Raw genomic sequence first — 15,923 nt, forward strand, 5'->3', positions numbered from 1 at the left:
GGCATCCAGCACCACACGAAAGGCCAGGTCATGGTGACAGTTCCCGCCGTCGCTCGAGTCCGAGCGACGAGAGCACGCGACGAGAATGCCCTGCTGCCCAACAGCGGCAAGGGTGGTCGAGGCGCATTCTGGCTCTATCTCATCCCGGGCTTCGTGCTCTTCATCGTCGTGATTCTGGTGCCGCTGCTGTGGAACGTGTACCTCAGCTTCACCGAGTGGCGGGGCATCCGTCCTCCCATCTGGATCGGGTTGGACAATTGGGTCGAGCTCGTCCAGGACACCAAGTTCTGGACATCCTTCGGCAACAGCATCGCGATGATCGTCGCGATGGTGATCGTTCCCACCCTGCTCGGCCTGCTTCTCGCCGCCATGCTGTTCGATCTCGTCGGCAAGAAGTTCGGCGGCCGGCTCGCGAGCTTTCTCCGCGCTACCTACTATCTGCCGCAGATTCTTCCGGTGGCCGTTGCGGCCATCGTCATCGGCTGGATCCTGCGCCCCGAGAATGGCGCTCTCAACACCGTGCTCAAGGCGGTCGGCCTCGGCTCCCTGCAGCACAACTGGCTCGGGAGCCCGGACACGGCGCTGCTCAGCATCATGTTCGTGATGGTGTGGGTGCAGCTCGGGTACCCCGTCGTGATCTTCATGGCCGCCCTCCAGCGGGTGGACCCTGAGCTCTACGAGGCGGCGGAACTCGACGGGGCGAATTGGTTCCAGCGCTTCCGCTGGATCACGGTGAGCATCATCCGTCCCGAGATATTCGTCGTGACACTCACCTGCACGATCGCGGCACTCAAGGTCTTCGGGCCCATCTACACACTGACCCGCGGGGGCCCGGGCACGAGCACGATCGTGCCCAGCTATTACTCGTACAGCGAGTTCTTCCAGAACCAGCAGGTGGGCTATGGCGCGACGATAGCGACCGCGCTCACAGTGGTCGTCGTGATCGTGACGATTGTCTTCATCAAGGCCCAGAACCGGGCAGAACGCGCGGAGAGTGAGCGCTGATGGCGACCATGGCCCCTGACTTGTCCAGACGGAACCCGACCGCGGGCGCGGAACATCCGTTCAAGCTCCGCAAGCGTGCAACTCGGCGGTCCTTCTCCGACTGGATGATCCTCGCCGCGGCGATCCTCTTCGGCGCTCTCATCGCCGCGCCGTTCCTTATTATCCTGATCAACTCGTTCAAGTCGCCGGCCGACTATGCGACCTCCGGCCCCCTCTCGTTGCCCCACAATCTCTACTTCGATGGCATCGCGAATTTCTGGAAGCGCGTCAACTTTCCGGAGAAGCTCTGGAACAGCTTCTTCATCAGCGGCACGGTCGCGGTGCTCGCCGTGCTCATCTCGGTGTTCAACGCCTTCGCGATCGGCATCGGACGGGTGCGCGGCCGCACCTGGATCATCGTCCTGTTCCTGCTCGCAAACATGCTGCCCCAGGAGGCGCTGCTCTACCCGCTGTACTACATGTTCAAGCAGGTCGGCCTGTACGACAACGTGTGGTCGGTCATCATCATCTTCACGGTGATCCAGAGTGCGTTCGGCACCTATCTGCTCTCGTCGGTGTACGGGACCTTCCCGAGGGAGATCCTCGAAGCGGCCTCCCTCGATGGCGCGAGCCGATGGCAGATCCTCTGGCGCGTGATCGTGCCGATCTCGCGGCCGACGCTCGCCGTGATCGTGATCTTCTTCTTCATCTGGACCTGGAACGAGTTCCTCATCCCGCTGACGTTCCTGGTCAGCAATTCCAACCAGACCGTGCCGGTGGCAATCGCCGTTCTCCAGGGCGACCGGCTGATGGATGTCACGACGACGAGCGCGTCCGCGCTCCTCGGACTCATCCCCACGCTCATCTTCTTCCTCATCTTCCAACGCACTCTGACCCGCGGCATCACTGCCGGCGCCGTCAAGTAGACCACCCCACCAGAGAAAGCTCCCATGAAGTTCACCGATGGTTTTTGGCAGTTGCGATCCGGCGTCGAGGCGCTCTATGCGAAGGAGGCGTACGACGTCTGGCCGAGCCGGCACGGACTGGTGATCACGGCGCCGACCAAGGAGATCGAACGTCGAGGCGACGTGCTCAACCGGCCGACCCTCACGGTGACCCTCTCCTCGCCACTGCCCAACATCGTCGGGGTGCGGGTGGAACACCACCAGGGAGTGAAGGACGAACTCGCGTTCGACCTCGTCGGGGCAGAGGACGGCCACGGCGTCGTGGAGGTGCAGGGCTCGTCGAGCACGCTGACGAGCGGCGACCTCACCGCGACGATCGCGGACGGTGCGCCCTGGAGCCTGAGCTTCACCGCCGGCGGGCGCGAACTCACGAGCAGCGGCAACAACTCGCTCGGCTACCTCAGGGTGGACAAGAACGCCCAGGTCTACGGGGTGCCGGCCGGCAACGCGCGTGGGGCCGAGGTGGTGGGCATCGCACCGAGCTACCTGCACGAGCGTCTCTCCCTCGGCATCGGCGAACTCGTCTACGGCCTCGGCGAGCGGTTCGGCCCGCTCGTGAAGAACGGCCAGGTGGTGGATGTCTGGAACGCGGATGGCGGAACCTCGAGCGAGCAGGCATACAAGAACGTGCCGTTCTACCTCACGAACCGCGGCTACGGCGTGCTCGTCAACCACCCGGGACACGTCTCGTTCGAGGTCGGCTCGGAGGCGGTCGAGCGCGTGCAGTTCTCCGTCTCGGGCGAGAGCCTCGAGTACTACATCATCTACGGGCCCACCCCCAAGCAGATCCTGGAACGCTACACGGCGCTCACCGGGCGCCCGGCATCCGTTCCGGCCTGGTCGTACGGGCTCTGGCTCTCGACGAGCTTCACCACGAGCTACGACGAAGAGACGGTGAACAGCTTCATCGATGGCATGGCCGAACGCGACCTGCCGCTGAGCGTCTTTCACTTCGACTGCTTCTGGATGCGCGAATTCAACTGGAGCGACTTCGAGTGGGACTCGCGCACCTTTCCCGACCCGGAGGGGATGCTCGCCAGGCTGCACGAGAAGAACCTGCACGTGTGCGTGTGGATCAATCCGTACATCGCGCAACGCGCCCCGCTCTTCGCCGAGGCGAAGGCGGCCGGCTACCTCGTGAAGAAGCCCAACGGTGATGTCTGGCAGTGGGACCTCTGGCAGGCGGGAATGGGCCTGGTCGACTTCACGAATCCGGATGCCGTGGCCTGGTATCAGGGCAAGCTGCGGGTGCTGCTCGACCAGGGCGTCGACGCGTTCAAGACGGACTTCGGCGAGCGCATCCCGCTGGAGGTCGACTATTTCGACAGGTCGAGCCCGGAGCGCATGCACAACTACTACACGCAGCTCTACAACAAGGCCGTGTTCGAGGTGCTGCAGGAGCACCGCGGCGAGGGCGACGCCGTGCTCTTCGCGCGCTCGGCGACGGTCGGTGGCCAGAGCATGCCCGTGCACTGGGGAGGCGACTCCACCTCCACATACGAGTCGATGGCGGAGACGCTGCGCGGCGGGCTGTCGCTCGCCTTCAGCGGCTTCGGCTTCTGGAGCCACGACATCGGCGGATTCGAGGGGACACCGGATGCGGGCGTCTTCAAGCGCTGGACGGCCTTCGGCCTGCTCTCGAGCCACAGCCGATTCCACGGCAGCCAGTCCTACCGGGTGCCGTGGGCCTTCGACGACGAGGCCGTGGAGGTGACGCGACTCTTCACCAGGCTCAAGCTCGCGCTCATGCCGTACCTCTACGCCGCGGGACTCGAGGCTACCGCCACCGGCACGCCTGTGCTTCGGCCCATGCAGCTCGAGTTCGCCGACGACCCGGCCACCGGCTACCTCGACCGGCAGTACATGCTCGGCGCCGACCTGCTGGTCGCTCCGGTGTTCACCGCCGACGGCACCGTCGAGTTCTACCTGCCAGCCGGCACGTGGACGAACTACTTCACCGGCGAGACGGTCGCCGGCCCGGGCTGGCGCACGGAGACGCACGGGTTCGACAGCCTGCCGCTCTACGTGCGGGACGGCGCGGTGATCCCGATCGGCTCCCGGGACGACCGGCCGGACTACGATTATCTCGACGGGCTCACGGTGAGGGTCTACCCGAGCTCGCTGCCCCGGGCGGAGAGCGTGCGGCGGGTGACCGTGACGACTCCGACCGGCGAGAGCGCGACCTTCACGGTGCAGCGCGTGGGTGGGGTCTCGACCGTCGAGTCCGCGTCGACCAAGAGCTGGTCGGCCGGCGCGGCCAACGGGAAGCCCGTAACCGCAGAATTGGGAAAGGCAGAACTCCGAGCGTGACACCGGGCAGTGCAGAGTGGTCGGCGGCATGACCATGGCCGAGGCGTCGCAGGCCGGGCGCGGTAACAGCAACGACCACGTCCGTCGACACAACCTGTCGGTGATCCTGGGGCTCGTCCACCGCCACCGTGGCCTCTCGCGTTCCCTGCTCACCCGCCAGACGGGGCTCAACCGTTCCACCATCGCCGCGCTGGTCGCCGAACTCGTGAACCTCGACCTCGTGATGGAGGTCGAGCCGGACGCCAGCAACCAGGTCGGCCGCCCGAGTCCCGTCGTACGGCCGAGCCCCCACACCATCGGGATCGCGGTCAACCCCGAGATCGATGCCGTGACGGTGGGCGTCGTCGGGCTCGGCGGCACGGTCATGAAACGGGTGCGCTACCCCGTCGACCACACGCCGTCGGTGCGCGAGGCGGTCGACATCAGTGCGGCCGTCATCGCCGGGATGCGGGCAGAGTTCGACTCGCAGTACACGACGACCGGAATCGGCGTGGCGGTGCCCGGGCTCGTGCGCACCCAGGACGGCCTCGTTCGGCTGGCGCCCCACCTCGGCTGGGAGGACGAACCGTTCGCCGAATTGCTCGAGGAGGCGACCGGCCTCACGGTGGTGGCGGCCAACGACGCCCACCTCGGCACGCTCGCGGAGAGCACCTTCGGTGCCGGGCGCGGGGTGACCGACCTCATCTACCTCAACGGCGGGGCGAGCGGAATCGGCGGAGGCATCGTCTCGGGAGGCAAGCCGCTCGGCGGTGCGGCCGGCTATGCGGGCGAACTCGGTCACACCCTCGTCAACAGCAACGGCATCCCGTGCCACTGCGGGGCCGAGGGCTGCCTGGAGACCGAGGTGCGGCGCGAACGCCTTCTCGCGCTCGTGGGCCTCACAAACGCCGACGGGAACGAACTCGAGGCCGCGCTCGTCGCGTCCACCGATCCGGCGGTGCTCGCGGAGGTGCATCGTCAGCTGGGCTTTCTCGCCGTCGCGCTGCGCAACGCCATCAACACCCTCAACCCCCGGCTCATCATCCTCGGCGGGTTCCTCGCGTCGATCTATGCCGTCGACCCGGCGCACCTCGACGGGCTGCTGGCCAGGCAACCGCTCAAGGCGTCGAGGGAATCGGTGCGGGTGACCCGCGCCGAGCTCGGAGCGGACCTGCTCATCATCGGTGCGGCCGAACTGGCCTTCGAGGCCCTCCTGGCCGATCCCGCGAACTTTCGCGCGGCTCCTTCGCCCATAACGGAATAGATCTGACCTCTCGTCGTTACGGTTTAACCGGGGCTCTCATCGTTGCGAGGATTCCCTCCATCGGCGCCCACGGACTCTTCCGGAATTGCGGCGCTCATCCTGCCATCTGCCCTCTCCCCCTTTCCAAGGAATGTTGCCCGTGACGATCGTCGTTCATCCGGGAGACTCGCTGTCTCGCCGCCAAAGGCTTGTCTACATCGTCGTGCTCGGCGCCCTGACCGCCCTCGGACCGTTCACCATCGACCTGTATCTGCCGGCGTTTCCGGCGCTGCGGGGTGACCTCGGAGTGAGCCCGGCCGCGATCCAGCTCACCCTCACCGCGACGACGATCGGCTTCGGGGTCGGGCAGCTGCTCGTCGGACCGTGGAGCGACAAGGTCGGGCGTCGTTGGCCGCTCATCATCGCGAGCATCGTGCACGTTTCGGCGAGCCTCGGCGCGGCCCTCGCCCCGGACATCTTCTGGCTCGGCGGATTCCGCATCATGCAGGGCATGGGAGCTGCGGCCGGCGGCGTGGTGGCGATGGCCATGGTGCGCGACCTCTTCGGCGGCCTGCCGCTCGTGCGGATGCTGTCGCGGCTCGCGCTCGTGAGTGGCCTCGCGCCGATCGTCGCGCCCGTGATCGGGTCGCAGTTGCTGCGATTCGTCGACTGGCGCGGCATCTTCGTCTTCCTGGTCGCGTACGGTGTCTTCGTCGTGCTCGCAGCGGTCTTCTTCATCGTCGAGACCCTCCCCCCGGCGCGGCGCAGGGATGCCGGACACGGCACGGCGCTTCAGCGTTACCGGTCGATCTTCAATGACCGAGTCTTCATCGGGGTCGCGGTGATCGGCGGCATGACGTTCTCCGGCCTGTTTTCCTACCTCTCGTCGTCATCCTTCCTGTTCCAGGACGTCTACGGTCTCGATGCCCAGCAGTACGGGCTGCTCTTCGCCGTCAACTCGTTCGGCGTCGTCTTTGGCGTGCAGGCCAGTTCGCGGATCGCGCGCCGGGTCGGTCCGCAGTGGATCCTCGCCGCTTCGACCGCCGTGATGTTCGTGGCGTCGCTCGCGATCGTGCTGCTGGACTCGCTGCACCTCGGCCTGTTCGGCATCCTGATCCCCCTGTGGTTCTTCATCATGGCGTGCGGTTTCTCGTTCCCGTTGCTGCAGGTACTCGGGCTCGTCAACCATGCGGACGAGGCGGCAACGGCCGCGTCGGTTCTCGGGGCGGTGAACTTCGGGCTCGCCGGCCTGATCTCGCCGATCGTCGGCCTGTTCGGCATCCACAATGCGGTGCCGATGGGCACGGTGATGGCCTTCACGTCGCTCGTGTCGATCGTCGCGCTCTGGTTCATCGTGCGACCGCGTACGGTGCCCGCCCTCGCGCGCTGAGCCGATCGGCTTCACAACGTTGTAAAGTCGCAGCAGGGAACGATCTCAGTCACCCGGAAACGCTGAGGACCAGGAGCCGCAGGCATGTCCATCACGATGCACGATGTCGCGCGGGTTGCCGGCGTGTCCATCAAGACGGTGTCGAATGTGATCAACGACTACCCGTACATCCGCGCGGAGACCCGCCAGCGAGTTCTCGAGGCCATCGATTCCCTCGGCTATCGACCCAACCTCTCGGCGCGCGGCCTCAGGTCTGGCCGCACCGGGGTGATCAGCCTCATCATCCCCGACGTGCGCAACGCCTACTTCGCCGAGCTCGCCGACTCGGTCATGCGCGCCGCCGCGACAAAGAATCTCTCGGTGATCATCGAACAGTCGGGAGACGACCGGGAGACCGAGCTCGCGCTTCTTCGTGGCCCGAGGATGCAGATGGTCGACGGGATCCTGTACAGCGTGCTCGCCCTTGGCGAGGACGACGCGCATCTGCTCGACGGCATCCGCACCCCGATGGTTCTTCTCGGCGAGCGCATCTTCCATGGCCCGACCGACCACGTGACCATGCGCAACACCGAGGGGGCACGAGCGGCGACCGAACATCTCCTCTCGCTCGGGCGGCGTCGGATCGTTGCTCTCGGCGCGCACCGCGGCGAGGTGATCGGCTCGGCCGGCCTTCGGCTCGCGGGCTATGCGGAGGCGCTGGCGGAGGCGGGCATCCCTCTTGACGACGCACTCATCGGCGAAGTGGGGGGCTGGTTCAGGTCGGGCGGCGCGCAGGCGATGAAGCTCCTGCTGGACTCCGGGATCCCGTTCGACGGGGTTGTCGCATTCAATGACTCGATCGCGCTCGGCGCCATGCGCATTCTGCAGGAGGCCGGGCTGCGCATCCCGGACGACGTCGCGGTCATCGGCTTCGACGACATCGACGAGACGCGGTACACCCTCCCCACCCTCTCCACGATCAATCCGGGCCGAGACGAGATCGCCCGGGTGGCGGTGGACTACCTCGTGGAGCGGATCTCGAACCCCGGGGCGGAGATCCCTCCTCGCGAGCATCTGGCGGGCTTCACGGTGGTGCAGCGCGAGTCCACGACGCTCGTCGCGCCCTGAGTTTCGGGAACATTCGCCAGAATGCTTGACACGCGAAGCCGGTGACTGCATCATGTTCCTACAACGTTTACCTACAACGTTGTAAATGGATCCGCCTCCACACCCATGAGAAGACCGGATGGCGAAGAACCCGCCACCGGGCACGGATCACCCGCACTCCGCAGCACCTCCAACCGTCACGCGGCCACGCGTGCCCGGTTGACCAGCACCACCTTCAGACAACGAAGTCCATGCAGAATCGAAGGGAACCACAGTGAAGAAGAAGATCCTCGTGGCGGCAGCAGCAATCGCGCTCGCCGCCGCGCTCGCCGCGTGCTCGAGCGGAGCGGGCGGCCCCGCCAACTCCAAGCCCACCAACTGCACAAACAAGATCGTCCACAAGAGCGCTCCGGTAGTGTCGGTCTGGGCCTGGTACCCGAACATGGCGAAGGTCGTGGACAACTTCAACAACGCCCACACCGACGTGCAGGTCTGCTGGACCATCGCCGGCCAGGGCGGCCCGGAGTACGCGAAGCTGCAGACGGCGGTGTCGGCTGGCAAGGGAGCTCCGGACGTCGTCATGCTTGAGGCGGACCAGCTCACCGGATTCGAGATCCAGAAGGCGCTCGTCGACCTCAGCAAGTACGGGGCAGACAAGGTCAAGTCCAACTTCAGCGAAGGCGCCTGGAAGGACGTGTCCCAGGGCAGCGCGGTCTACGCCGCCCCGGTGGACGGCGGTCCCATGGCCATGATCTACCGCAAGGACATCTTCGACAAGTACGGCATCACGACTCCGCCCACCACCTGGGCCGAGTACGCGGCGGACGCGCAGAAGGTGAAGGATGCCGGCGGCCCGGTGTTCGGCGACCTCGGCAGCAACGTGCCGGCCGCCCTCACCGCCCTCATGGCGCAGAAGGGTGTCGTGCCCTTCAAGTACGACCTGTCGAATCCGAAGGACGTCGCCATCAACCTCGACTCCCAGCCGGCCAAGGACGTGCTCGACTACTGGGCCGGCCTCGCGAAGAAGGGGCTCGTTGGCAAGGCGGACCAGTTCACGACCGACTACATCTCCGGCGTCATCGGTGGAAAGTACGCCACCTACATCTCTGCGGCGTGGGCGCCCGGCTACCTTACCGGCGCCGGTGTCGGCAAGGGTAACGAGAAGGGACAGTTCGCGGTGGCGAAGCTTCCGCAGTGGGACGCGGCCAACCCGGTCTCGGTCAACTGGGGCGGCTCGGCCTTCGCGGTGACGACCCAGGCGAGCGACAAGAAGCTCGCCGCCGTCGTGGCCCTCGGGCTCTACGCCGATGATGCGTCGCTCACCGATGGCTGGAAGACGCAGACCATCTTCCCGCTCAACCAGGGCGTGCTCAAGTCGGACGCCTTCATCAACAACCAGGTGGCGTTCTTCAACGGCCAGACGGCGAACAAGGACATCTACATCCCCGCGGAGAACGAGTACAAGGGCTTCAACTACAGCCCGTTCTCGGTCTACTACTACGCGCAGCTGCAGGCGGAGACCGTGAAGATCAACGCCGGCGCGACCACCGGGTCGCAGGCGGCCAGCGACCTGCAGGCCACGATGGTCAAGTACGCGAAGCAGCAGGGCTTCAACGTCAAGTAGGTCAGAACGCGTCGATTCGTCGGCGCGGCCCGGCCCCCTGGCGACACGGGGCCGGGCACCCTTAGCAACACTCCCCGACATTGAGGACCCATCCCCATGGCAAACGCAGGAGCGACGCTGGCAGAGAAGCCTCGCCGCATCTCACCGCGAGAAGGTCGGACGACCCGTCGCCCCGGCTCCTCGCGCCAACGCAAGCACGCAATCGCCGGGTGGCTCTTCATCGCCCCGTTCGGCCTGATCTTCCTCATCTTCCTCGTCGCGCCGCTGGCCTATGCGTTCTACCTGAGCCTCTTCACGAAGGGCCTCGCGACGGGAACCACGTTCAGCGGTGCCGGCAACTATCTACGGGCGTTCACCGATCCGTCGTTCCTCAAGGGCATCTGGTTCGTCATCCGGTTCTCGCTCGTGCTCATCCCGGTGCAGATGGCGGTCTCACTCGGGGCGGCCCTCGTGCTCGACAGCCTCACGAGCCGGTTCGCCCGGTTCTCCCGGCTCATGATCTTCCTGCCGTATGCGATCCCGGCCGTGATCGGCGCACTCATGTGGGGCTTCCTCTACAGCCCGAGCTTCGGCCCGCTGCAGCAGCTCTTCGGCTTCTTCGGGCAGCAGGCACCCTTCCTGCTGAGCCCGGACAACGTCTTCGGCGGCCTCATGAATGTCGTCACCTGGCAGTGGGCCGGCTACTACATGATCATCATCTACGCCGCACTCCAGGGCATCGACCCCACCCTTTACGAGGCCGCGAAGATCGACGGTGCCAACGCGCGCCAGGTGGCGTTCCGCATCAAGATCCCCATGGTCTCGTCCGCTCTCGTGCTCATCCTCGTCTTCGCCCTCATCGGCACCCTTCAGTTCTTCACCGAGCCGCAGGTGCTCGCGCCGATCGCCAACGGCACCATCACGCCCGACTTCACCCCGAACATCTACGCGTTCAACCTGGCCTTCTCCTACGCGCAGTTCAACTACGCGTCGGCCATCTCGTTCGCGCTCGGAATCGTCGTCTTCATCGGCGTCTACCTCTTCCTCTTCCTCACACGCAAGCGCGGGAGCTTCCTCTCATGACGACCGTTCGAATCCCCCAGGCCCGCAAGCGGCGCAACGTCGTCGCCCACCTCTTCCTCGGACTGCTCGTTGTCTACTTCCTCGTGCCGCTCTGGTTCCTCATCGTGGCGAGCACCAAGGACGCCCACGGGCTCTTCGCCGGATCAGCCGGGGCGCTCTGGTTCGACAAGACCTTCGCGTTCTTCGGCAACCTCGGAGGCCTCTTCACCTACAGCGACGGCATCTACCTTCGATGGATGGGCAACTCCCTGCTCTACGCGGTGAGCGGCGGCCTCGGCGCCACGGTGCTCGCCATCCTTGCGGGCTACGGGTTCGCCAAGTACCGTTTCCGCGGCAGGAACCTGTCGTTCGCGATCCTGCTCGGTTCGGTGATGGTTCCACTCACGGCACTGGTGATCCCGACATTCGTGCTTCTGTCGGGTCTCGGCCTCACCGACACGATCTGGGCCGTGATCCTGCCATCGCTACTCAACCCATTCGGCGTCTATCTCATGCGGGTCTACGCGGCGGATGCCGTGCCTGACGAGTTGCTCGACGCGGCCAGGGTGGATGGCGCCGGTGAGTTCCGCACCTTTTTCCAGGTGGCCCTGCCCCTCATGCGGCCGGCGGTGGTCACTGTGCTTCTGCTCTCGATCGTCGGCACCTGGAACAACTACTTCCTGCCGCTCGCGATGCTCTCCAACACCAACCTCTTCCCCATCACGGTCGGCATCGGCCTCTGGGAGGGCATCGCGTCATCGAACAACGGCGGAGGCGGCCAGTCTCTCTGGAGCCTCATCATCATCGGCTCGCTGCTCTCGATCGTTCCGCTCGTAATCGCGTTCCTCTCGCTGCAGAAGTACTGGCAGGGCGGCCTGGCCATCGGCAGCCTCAAGTAGTAGCCATCCTCTCGACAATCCACCCTCTCGACTCCTCTCGAAAGATCGCCATGCCCCGAGCACACCTGACCCTCGACCCCTCTTTCACGGTGGGTTCCGTCAACCGCCGACTCTTCGGCTCCTTCGTCGAACACCTCGGCCGATGCGTCTACGACGGGATCTACGAGCCGGGCCACGCGTCCGCCGATGAGAACGGGTTCCGCGAAGACGTGCTCGAGCTCGTGAGGGAACTCGGGGTGTCCACCATCCGCTATCCCGGCGGCAACTTCGTCTCGGGATTCCGCTGGGAGGATTCCGTCGGGCCCCGGGCGGAGCGCCCCCGTCGCCTGGATCTCGCGTGGCACTCGGTGGAGACCAACCAGGTCGGTATCGACGAGTTCTCGGTGTGGCTCGAGAAAGCGGGCAGCGACCTGATGTACGCCGTCAATCTGGGTACTCGAGGCGTGCAGGAGGCGCTCGACGTTCTCGAGTACTGCAACATCCGCTCCGGCACCGCGCTCTCGGACGCGCGGATCGCCAACGGCCGCACCGAACCGTACGGGGTGAAGATGTGGTGCCTCGGCAACGAAATGGACGGGCCGTGGCAGCTCGGCCACCGCAGCGCCGACGACTACGGCAAGCTCGCCTCGCAGACCGCGAAGGCGATGCGGCAGCTCGACCCGTCCCTGGAACTCGTCGTCTGCGGCAGCTCGAGCGCCCACATGCCCACCTTCGGGTCGTGGGAGCGCACGGTGCTCGAACACACCTATGACGACGTGGACTACATCTCCTGCCACGCGTACTACGAGGAGAAGGGCGGCGACATGGGCAGCTTCCTCGCCTCCGCCGTCGACATGGACCACTTCATCGAATCGGTCGTCGCGACGGCCGACCACGTCAAAGCGGTGCGGGGATCCGATAAGACGATCAACATCTCGTTCGACGAATGGAATGTCTGGTACCTCGACCGGTACCAGAATGTCGACAAGATCGACGGGGTGGACAACTGGCCGGAGGCGCCGCGCCTGCTCGAGGATGTGTACTCCGTGGCGGATGCGGTCGTGCTCGGCAACCTGCTCATCTCCCTGCTCAACCACGCGGATCGGGTGACCTCCGCGTCCCTCGCCCAGCTCGTGAACGTGATCGCCCCGATCATGACGGAGCCGGGCGGCGACGCGTGGAGGCAGACCACGTTCTACCCGTTCTCCGTCACGTCGCGGCTGGCATCCGGCACTGCCCTGTCGGTGAAGCTCGTCTCGGACACCTACGAGACGAAGGACTACGGGACCGTGAACGTGGTGGATGCGGCAGCCACCTCCGATGGCGCGGCCGGCAGCATCTTCCTGGTCAACAGGAGCCAGACCGAGCCTGCGACGGTGACGATCGACGTACGGGCCCTCGGTTCGGTGTCCACTGCGACAGCGCAGACGCTCGCGGACGACGACATCAACGCGGCGAACACCCTCGCCGACCAGAACCGGGTGGGGCTTTCCGCGAACAACACACTCGTGTTCGCCGACGGAACGATCTCGATCACCCTCCCGCCCGTCTCCTGGACGGCGGTTAGCCTCGGCTGAGGTCGCGCACCGCACGGCGCGGGTAGCGTATGGGGATGAGCCAGGAACCCGACTCCGAACGCGAGGAACTCGCGACCGAGGCCGCGCGCAAGCAGGGGGCGGCCCGCATCTCGCGGCGCTGGCCGCTCTACAGCGGTGCCGCCGCGGTGCTGCTCGTCGCCGGGCTCGGGGCGATCATCGCCTACCGCGACAAGAACCTGCCGTTCTCGTTCGACCTCGCCTGGATGGGCGAGATCCTCGAGCACCGCAGTCCGTTCTGGACTGTGCCGGCCCTCGTGATGAACAACGTGGGCGGCGGGCTCCTCGGCGCCCTCGTCATCCCGGTGCTGATCACCGCAACCTTTCTCGTGCTCAGGAGGCCGTGGGCCGCGCTGTATTTCGCGTCGGCGACCATCGTGAGCGCCGGCATCGTCCAGCTGCTGAAGAACATCTATGGCCGTCCCCGCCCCACGGACATCCTGGTCACCTCCGATCTCGGGTCGTTCCCCTCCGGCCACGTCGCCAACGCGGCGACCATGGCGGTGGTTCTCGGCATCATGCTCGTGCGGGCATGGGTGTGGATCGCGGGCGTCGTCTACACCCTAGCGATGCTCATCTCGCGCACCTACCTCGGGGCACACTGGCTGAGCGACACCGTCGGCGGGCTCGTGCTCGGCGCGGCGGTGGCGGTGATCGTGTGGGCACCCCTCGCCTACAGGCTGCGACTGGAGCAGACCAACCGCGCGGCGGCGCGGCGGCAGAGGACCGGCACCGGGTAGGTGTGAGCCGGTCGCCGCGTCACGTCGTGCGCGGGGGAGCGGTGCTCTCGCACGAAGAGCCGCCAGCAGGGCTCACTCATCCAGGGCCCCACTTCGGTAGATTCGGAGGTCATCTTCGAGTAAGGAACCAAATGCTTGTCGAACACCGTGGCATTCGTCCCACGATTCATCCGGACGCGTACGTCGCTGTCACGGCCGTCGTGATCGGTGACGTCGAGATCGCCAGCGGCGCCCGTATCCTGCACGGCGCCGTGATCACGGCCGAGGACGGGCGCGTACATATCGGCGAGAACTCGATCGTCATGGAGAACGCACTGGTGCGCGGCCGCTCGGGTCACGAGGTGAGGATCGGCAACAGCGTCATGGTAGGGCCGCATGCGCATGTGAACGGGTCGCAGGTAGACGACGAGGCGTTCATAGCGACCGGCGCGGCTCTGTTCCCGGGAAGCACGATTGGCGTGGGAGCCGAAGTGCGCATCAATGGTGTCGTTCAGGTCAACACGTGTGTCGCGGCAGGCCAGGTGGTTCCGATCGGCTGGATCGCCGTTGGTGACCCGGCGCAGGTTTTCTCGCCGGATCGGCACGACGAAATCTGGGCGATCCAACGCGACCTCGACTTTCCCGGAACGGTATACGGGGTCTCCCGGGATGTCTCGATGCGTGAGTTGATGTGTCTGCAATCCGAGTACTACGGCGCGCATCGCAATGACAGGGTAGTCACGACAGCAACGTGAACAGAGGATGCCGAGACGTAGATAGAACTCGCGGACTCCGCCCAGCATGTTCCGGTCTCCGTCCGTCCTGCGGTCGACATCGGCCCGAGACCTAAGGTGAGTGGATGGGTGAACAGACGGAAGTCATACTCCTCGGTGGTCGATCTGGGGTCGGCAAGAGCAGCGTAGGTCACGAGATCCACGCCCAACTGGCGCGCGGCGGGGTGCGACATGCTCTCGTCGACGGCGACTATCTCGGAATGGCGTACCCCGCCCCCGATGCGCTCGGAATTGCTGAGTCGAATCTCGGGCTGATTTGGGCCAACTACGAGCAGCACGGCTACACACATCTTGTCTATTCGCAGACGGTCAGCGTTCTCTACTCGTGCGAATTACGCGAGGCGATGGGCGGAACACGTCGGGCCGTCGGCGTTCTTCTCACCTCCACTGATGAGACTGCGTGCGCTCGATTGGGCCAGCGAGAGAGGGGGAGCGAATTGGCCATTCACATCGAACGCAGCAGATCAATGGCCCGCAAGCTCGAAAGCGAGTCGCCGGGCTGGGTCCATCGGGTTAGCACCGACAATCGCAGCATCCAGTCGATTGCTTCCGAAATCATCGACCTGGCGAGCTGGACGTAGTGTCGCCGAGGGCCCCCTGCCAGGACTGGGCGCGACTTTCTTCGGTATCGCGGTCGTCCACATTTGCTTCGTGACGCCCAGCGGCTAGGCCTGGCGCTCGAGCTGTTCCTTCCTGGCGCGGGTGCGAGCCACCTTCGCGTCGATGTTCCCCATGGGCTTCGAGAACGTGCATCGCAGCTGTGCGTCGTCGTCCGCGACAAGGTAGGTGTGACGCGGACGTTGATCGCGCTCGGAGGGCGCCAGCAGGTAGATCGCCAGCGCGGCGTTCTCCATCGCCGCTCGCATGATCGGGTACATAGCCGTCATGGGCAGCACATTCTGCTCAAGCACCGTCTGGGCAGTCACCAGCGCGTCGACAGCGGCGCCCATCGATCCAACGTGGAGGCCACCACCTCGCCAACGGCCCAGATAGCGGTCGTCCAGTCGGAGGCTAGCTGTTCCAAGGCAACGCACGTCGCTTCTGCTCAGTTCGACGAATGGGAAGAGCTACTCAAGAAGTCGAGAACCTATAGGCAGGTCCACGGGCGCTACACGGGCCGTCAGGGTGCACAACGGTTGTTCGCGGCATCTAGCGCGTCCCAGAAAGGTGGGCCCTAGATGAGTAAGTCCTATTGGGTTGGGGTCAGCGTGGAGGCTTTTAATCGGTGGCGGAGGGTGTTAAACCCTTGGTGTGAACAATGACCTCAACACCCTCCTGACCACACTTTACGTCTTCCTCGATGATCGGATCCTGC

General features: G+C 65.4%; 14 protein-coding genes. 13 read left to right on the forward strand and 1 reads right to left on the reverse strand.

The features are described from left to right. The first annotated feature begins 30 nt into the window (after positions 1 to 30). From VIM54_RS09290 to VIM54_RS09350, 13 genes are all read left to right on the forward strand, one after another. Entirely contained in the window at positions 31 to 1,005 is a 975-nt protein-coding gene (locus VIM54_RS09290; protein ID WP_331900768.1) for a sugar ABC transporter permease, read from the forward strand. A gap of 8 nt (positions 1,006 to 1,013) precedes the next feature. Beyond that, complete coding sequence (locus VIM54_RS09295; RefSeq protein WP_414673202.1) at positions 1,014 to 1,910, forward strand: carbohydrate ABC transporter permease; 897 nt, start codon at positions 1,014 to 1,016, stop codon at positions 1,908 to 1,910. A 24-nt stretch (positions 1,911 to 1,934) separates the two neighbouring features. Further along, on the forward strand, positions 1,935 to 4,259 hold the full coding sequence (gene yicI / locus VIM54_RS09300) for an alpha-xylosidase (RefSeq protein ID WP_331900771.1): 2,325 nt from the start codon (positions 1,935 to 1,937) through the stop codon (positions 4,257 to 4,259). A gap of 28 nt (positions 4,260 to 4,287) precedes the next feature. Beyond that, positions 4,288 to 5,502, forward strand: coding sequence for an ROK family protein (locus VIM54_RS09305; protein ID WP_331900773.1), 1,215 nt, complete (start codon positions 4,288 to 4,290; stop codon positions 5,500 to 5,502). 130 nt (positions 5,503 to 5,632) lie between these two features. Beyond that, positions 5,633 to 6,871: a multidrug effflux MFS transporter gene (locus VIM54_RS09310; protein WP_331900774.1), complete on the forward strand. Its 1,239-nt coding sequence runs from the start codon at positions 5,633 to 5,635 to the stop codon at positions 6,869 to 6,871. An 84-nt stretch (positions 6,872 to 6,955) separates the two neighbouring features. Further along, positions 6,956 to 7,978, forward strand: coding sequence for a LacI family DNA-binding transcriptional regulator (locus tag VIM54_RS09315; protein ID WP_331900776.1), 1,023 nt, complete (start codon positions 6,956 to 6,958; stop codon positions 7,976 to 7,978). 253 nt (positions 7,979 to 8,231) lie between these two features. Beyond that, entirely contained in the window at positions 8,232 to 9,581 is a 1,350-nt protein-coding gene (locus tag VIM54_RS09320) for an extracellular solute-binding protein (protein ID WP_331900778.1), read from the forward strand. Positions 9,582 to 9,677: 96 nt separating this feature from the next. Next, positions 9,678 to 10,643: a sugar ABC transporter permease gene (locus tag VIM54_RS09325; RefSeq protein ID WP_331900779.1), complete on the forward strand. Its 966-nt coding sequence runs from the start codon at positions 9,678 to 9,680 to the stop codon at positions 10,641 to 10,643. Continuing rightward, positions 10,640 to 11,521 carry a carbohydrate ABC transporter permease gene (locus VIM54_RS09330; protein ID WP_331900780.1) on the forward strand — a complete coding sequence of 294 codons (882 nt, stop codon included), beginning with the start codon at positions 10,640 to 10,642 and terminating at the stop codon, positions 11,519 to 11,521. Before VIM54_RS09325 ends, VIM54_RS09330 begins: the two co-directional genes overlap by 4 nt. A 50-nt stretch (positions 11,522 to 11,571) precedes the next feature. Then, positions 11,572 to 13,077 carry an alpha-N-arabinofuranosidase gene (locus VIM54_RS09335; protein WP_331900782.1) on the forward strand — a complete coding sequence of 502 codons (1,506 nt, stop codon included), beginning with the start codon at positions 11,572 to 11,574 and terminating at the stop codon, positions 13,075 to 13,077. Positions 13,078 to 13,112: 35 nt separating this feature from the next. Next, the gene (locus VIM54_RS09340; protein ID WP_331900783.1) at positions 13,113 to 13,835 is read left to right on the forward strand and encodes a phosphatase PAP2 family protein; all 723 of its coding nucleotides are present in this window, start codon (positions 13,113 to 13,115) and stop codon (positions 13,833 to 13,835) included. A 131-nt stretch (positions 13,836 to 13,966) separates the two neighbouring features. Then, positions 13,967 to 14,569 (forward strand): gamma carbonic anhydrase family protein, encoded by a 603-nt coding sequence (locus tag VIM54_RS09345; protein ID WP_331900785.1) that lies wholly within the window; start codon positions 13,967 to 13,969, stop codon positions 14,567 to 14,569. 104 nt (positions 14,570 to 14,673) lie between these two features. Further along, on the forward strand, positions 14,674 to 15,189 hold the full coding sequence (locus VIM54_RS09350) for a hypothetical protein (protein WP_331900787.1): 516 nt from the start codon (positions 14,674 to 14,676) through the stop codon (positions 15,187 to 15,189). 84 nt (positions 15,190 to 15,273) lie between these two features. Here the strand turns inward: VIM54_RS09350 and VIM54_RS09355 are convergent, their stop codons facing one another. Then, positions 15,274 to 15,558 (reverse strand): hypothetical protein, encoded by a 285-nt coding sequence (locus VIM54_RS09355; RefSeq protein ID WP_331900789.1) that lies wholly within the window; start codon positions 15,556 to 15,558, stop codon positions 15,274 to 15,276. Positions 15,559 to 15,923: the final 365 nt, after the last annotated feature.

This window comes from Lacisediminihabitans sp., assembly GCF_036569425.1.
GTDB lineage: Bacteria > Actinomycetota > Actinomycetes > Actinomycetales > Microbacteriaceae > Lacisediminihabitans.

Bases quoted from the DNA above. Each gene is read 5' to 3' on its own strand.
- VIM54_RS09305 (WP_331900773.1), top strand. From the start codon at position 4,288: ATGACCATGGCCGAGGCGTCGCAGGCCGGGCGCGGTAACAGCAACGAC.
- yicI (WP_331900771.1), top strand. From the start codon at position 1,935: ATGAAGTTCACCGATGGTTTTTGGCAGTTGCGATCCGGCGTCGAGGCG.
- VIM54_RS09310 (WP_331900774.1), top strand. From the start codon at position 5,633: ATGTTGCCCGTGACGATCGTCGTTCATCCGGGAGACTCGCTGTCTCGC.
- VIM54_RS09330 (WP_331900780.1), top strand. From the start codon at position 10,640: ATGACGACCGTTCGAATCCCCCAGGCCCGCAAGCGGCGCAACGTCGTC.
- VIM54_RS09340 (WP_331900783.1), top strand. From the start codon at position 13,113: ATGAGCCAGGAACCCGACTCCGAACGCGAGGAACTCGCGACCGAGGCC.
- VIM54_RS09295 (WP_414673202.1), top strand. From the start codon at position 1,014: ATGGCCCCTGACTTGTCCAGACGGAACCCGACCGCGGGCGCGGAACAT.
- VIM54_RS09315 (WP_331900776.1), top strand. From the start codon at position 6,956: ATGTCCATCACGATGCACGATGTCGCGCGGGTTGCCGGCGTGTCCATC.
- VIM54_RS09345 (WP_331900785.1), top strand. From the start codon at position 13,967: ATGCTTGTCGAACACCGTGGCATTCGTCCCACGATTCATCCGGACGCG.
- VIM54_RS09355 (WP_331900789.1), bottom strand. From the start codon at position 15,558: ATGGGCGCCGCTGTCGACGCGCTGGTGACTGCCCAGACGGTGCTTGAG.
- VIM54_RS09350 (WP_331900787.1), top strand. From the start codon at position 14,674: ATGGGTGAACAGACGGAAGTCATACTCCTCGGTGGTCGATCTGGGGTC.
- VIM54_RS09335 (WP_331900782.1), top strand. From the start codon at position 11,572: ATGCCCCGAGCACACCTGACCCTCGACCCCTCTTTCACGGTGGGTTCC.
- VIM54_RS09325 (WP_331900779.1), top strand. From the start codon at position 9,678: ATGGCAAACGCAGGAGCGACGCTGGCAGAGAAGCCTCGCCGCATCTCA.
- VIM54_RS09290 (WP_331900768.1), top strand. From the start codon at position 31: ATGGTGACAGTTCCCGCCGTCGCTCGAGTCCGAGCGACGAGAGCACGC.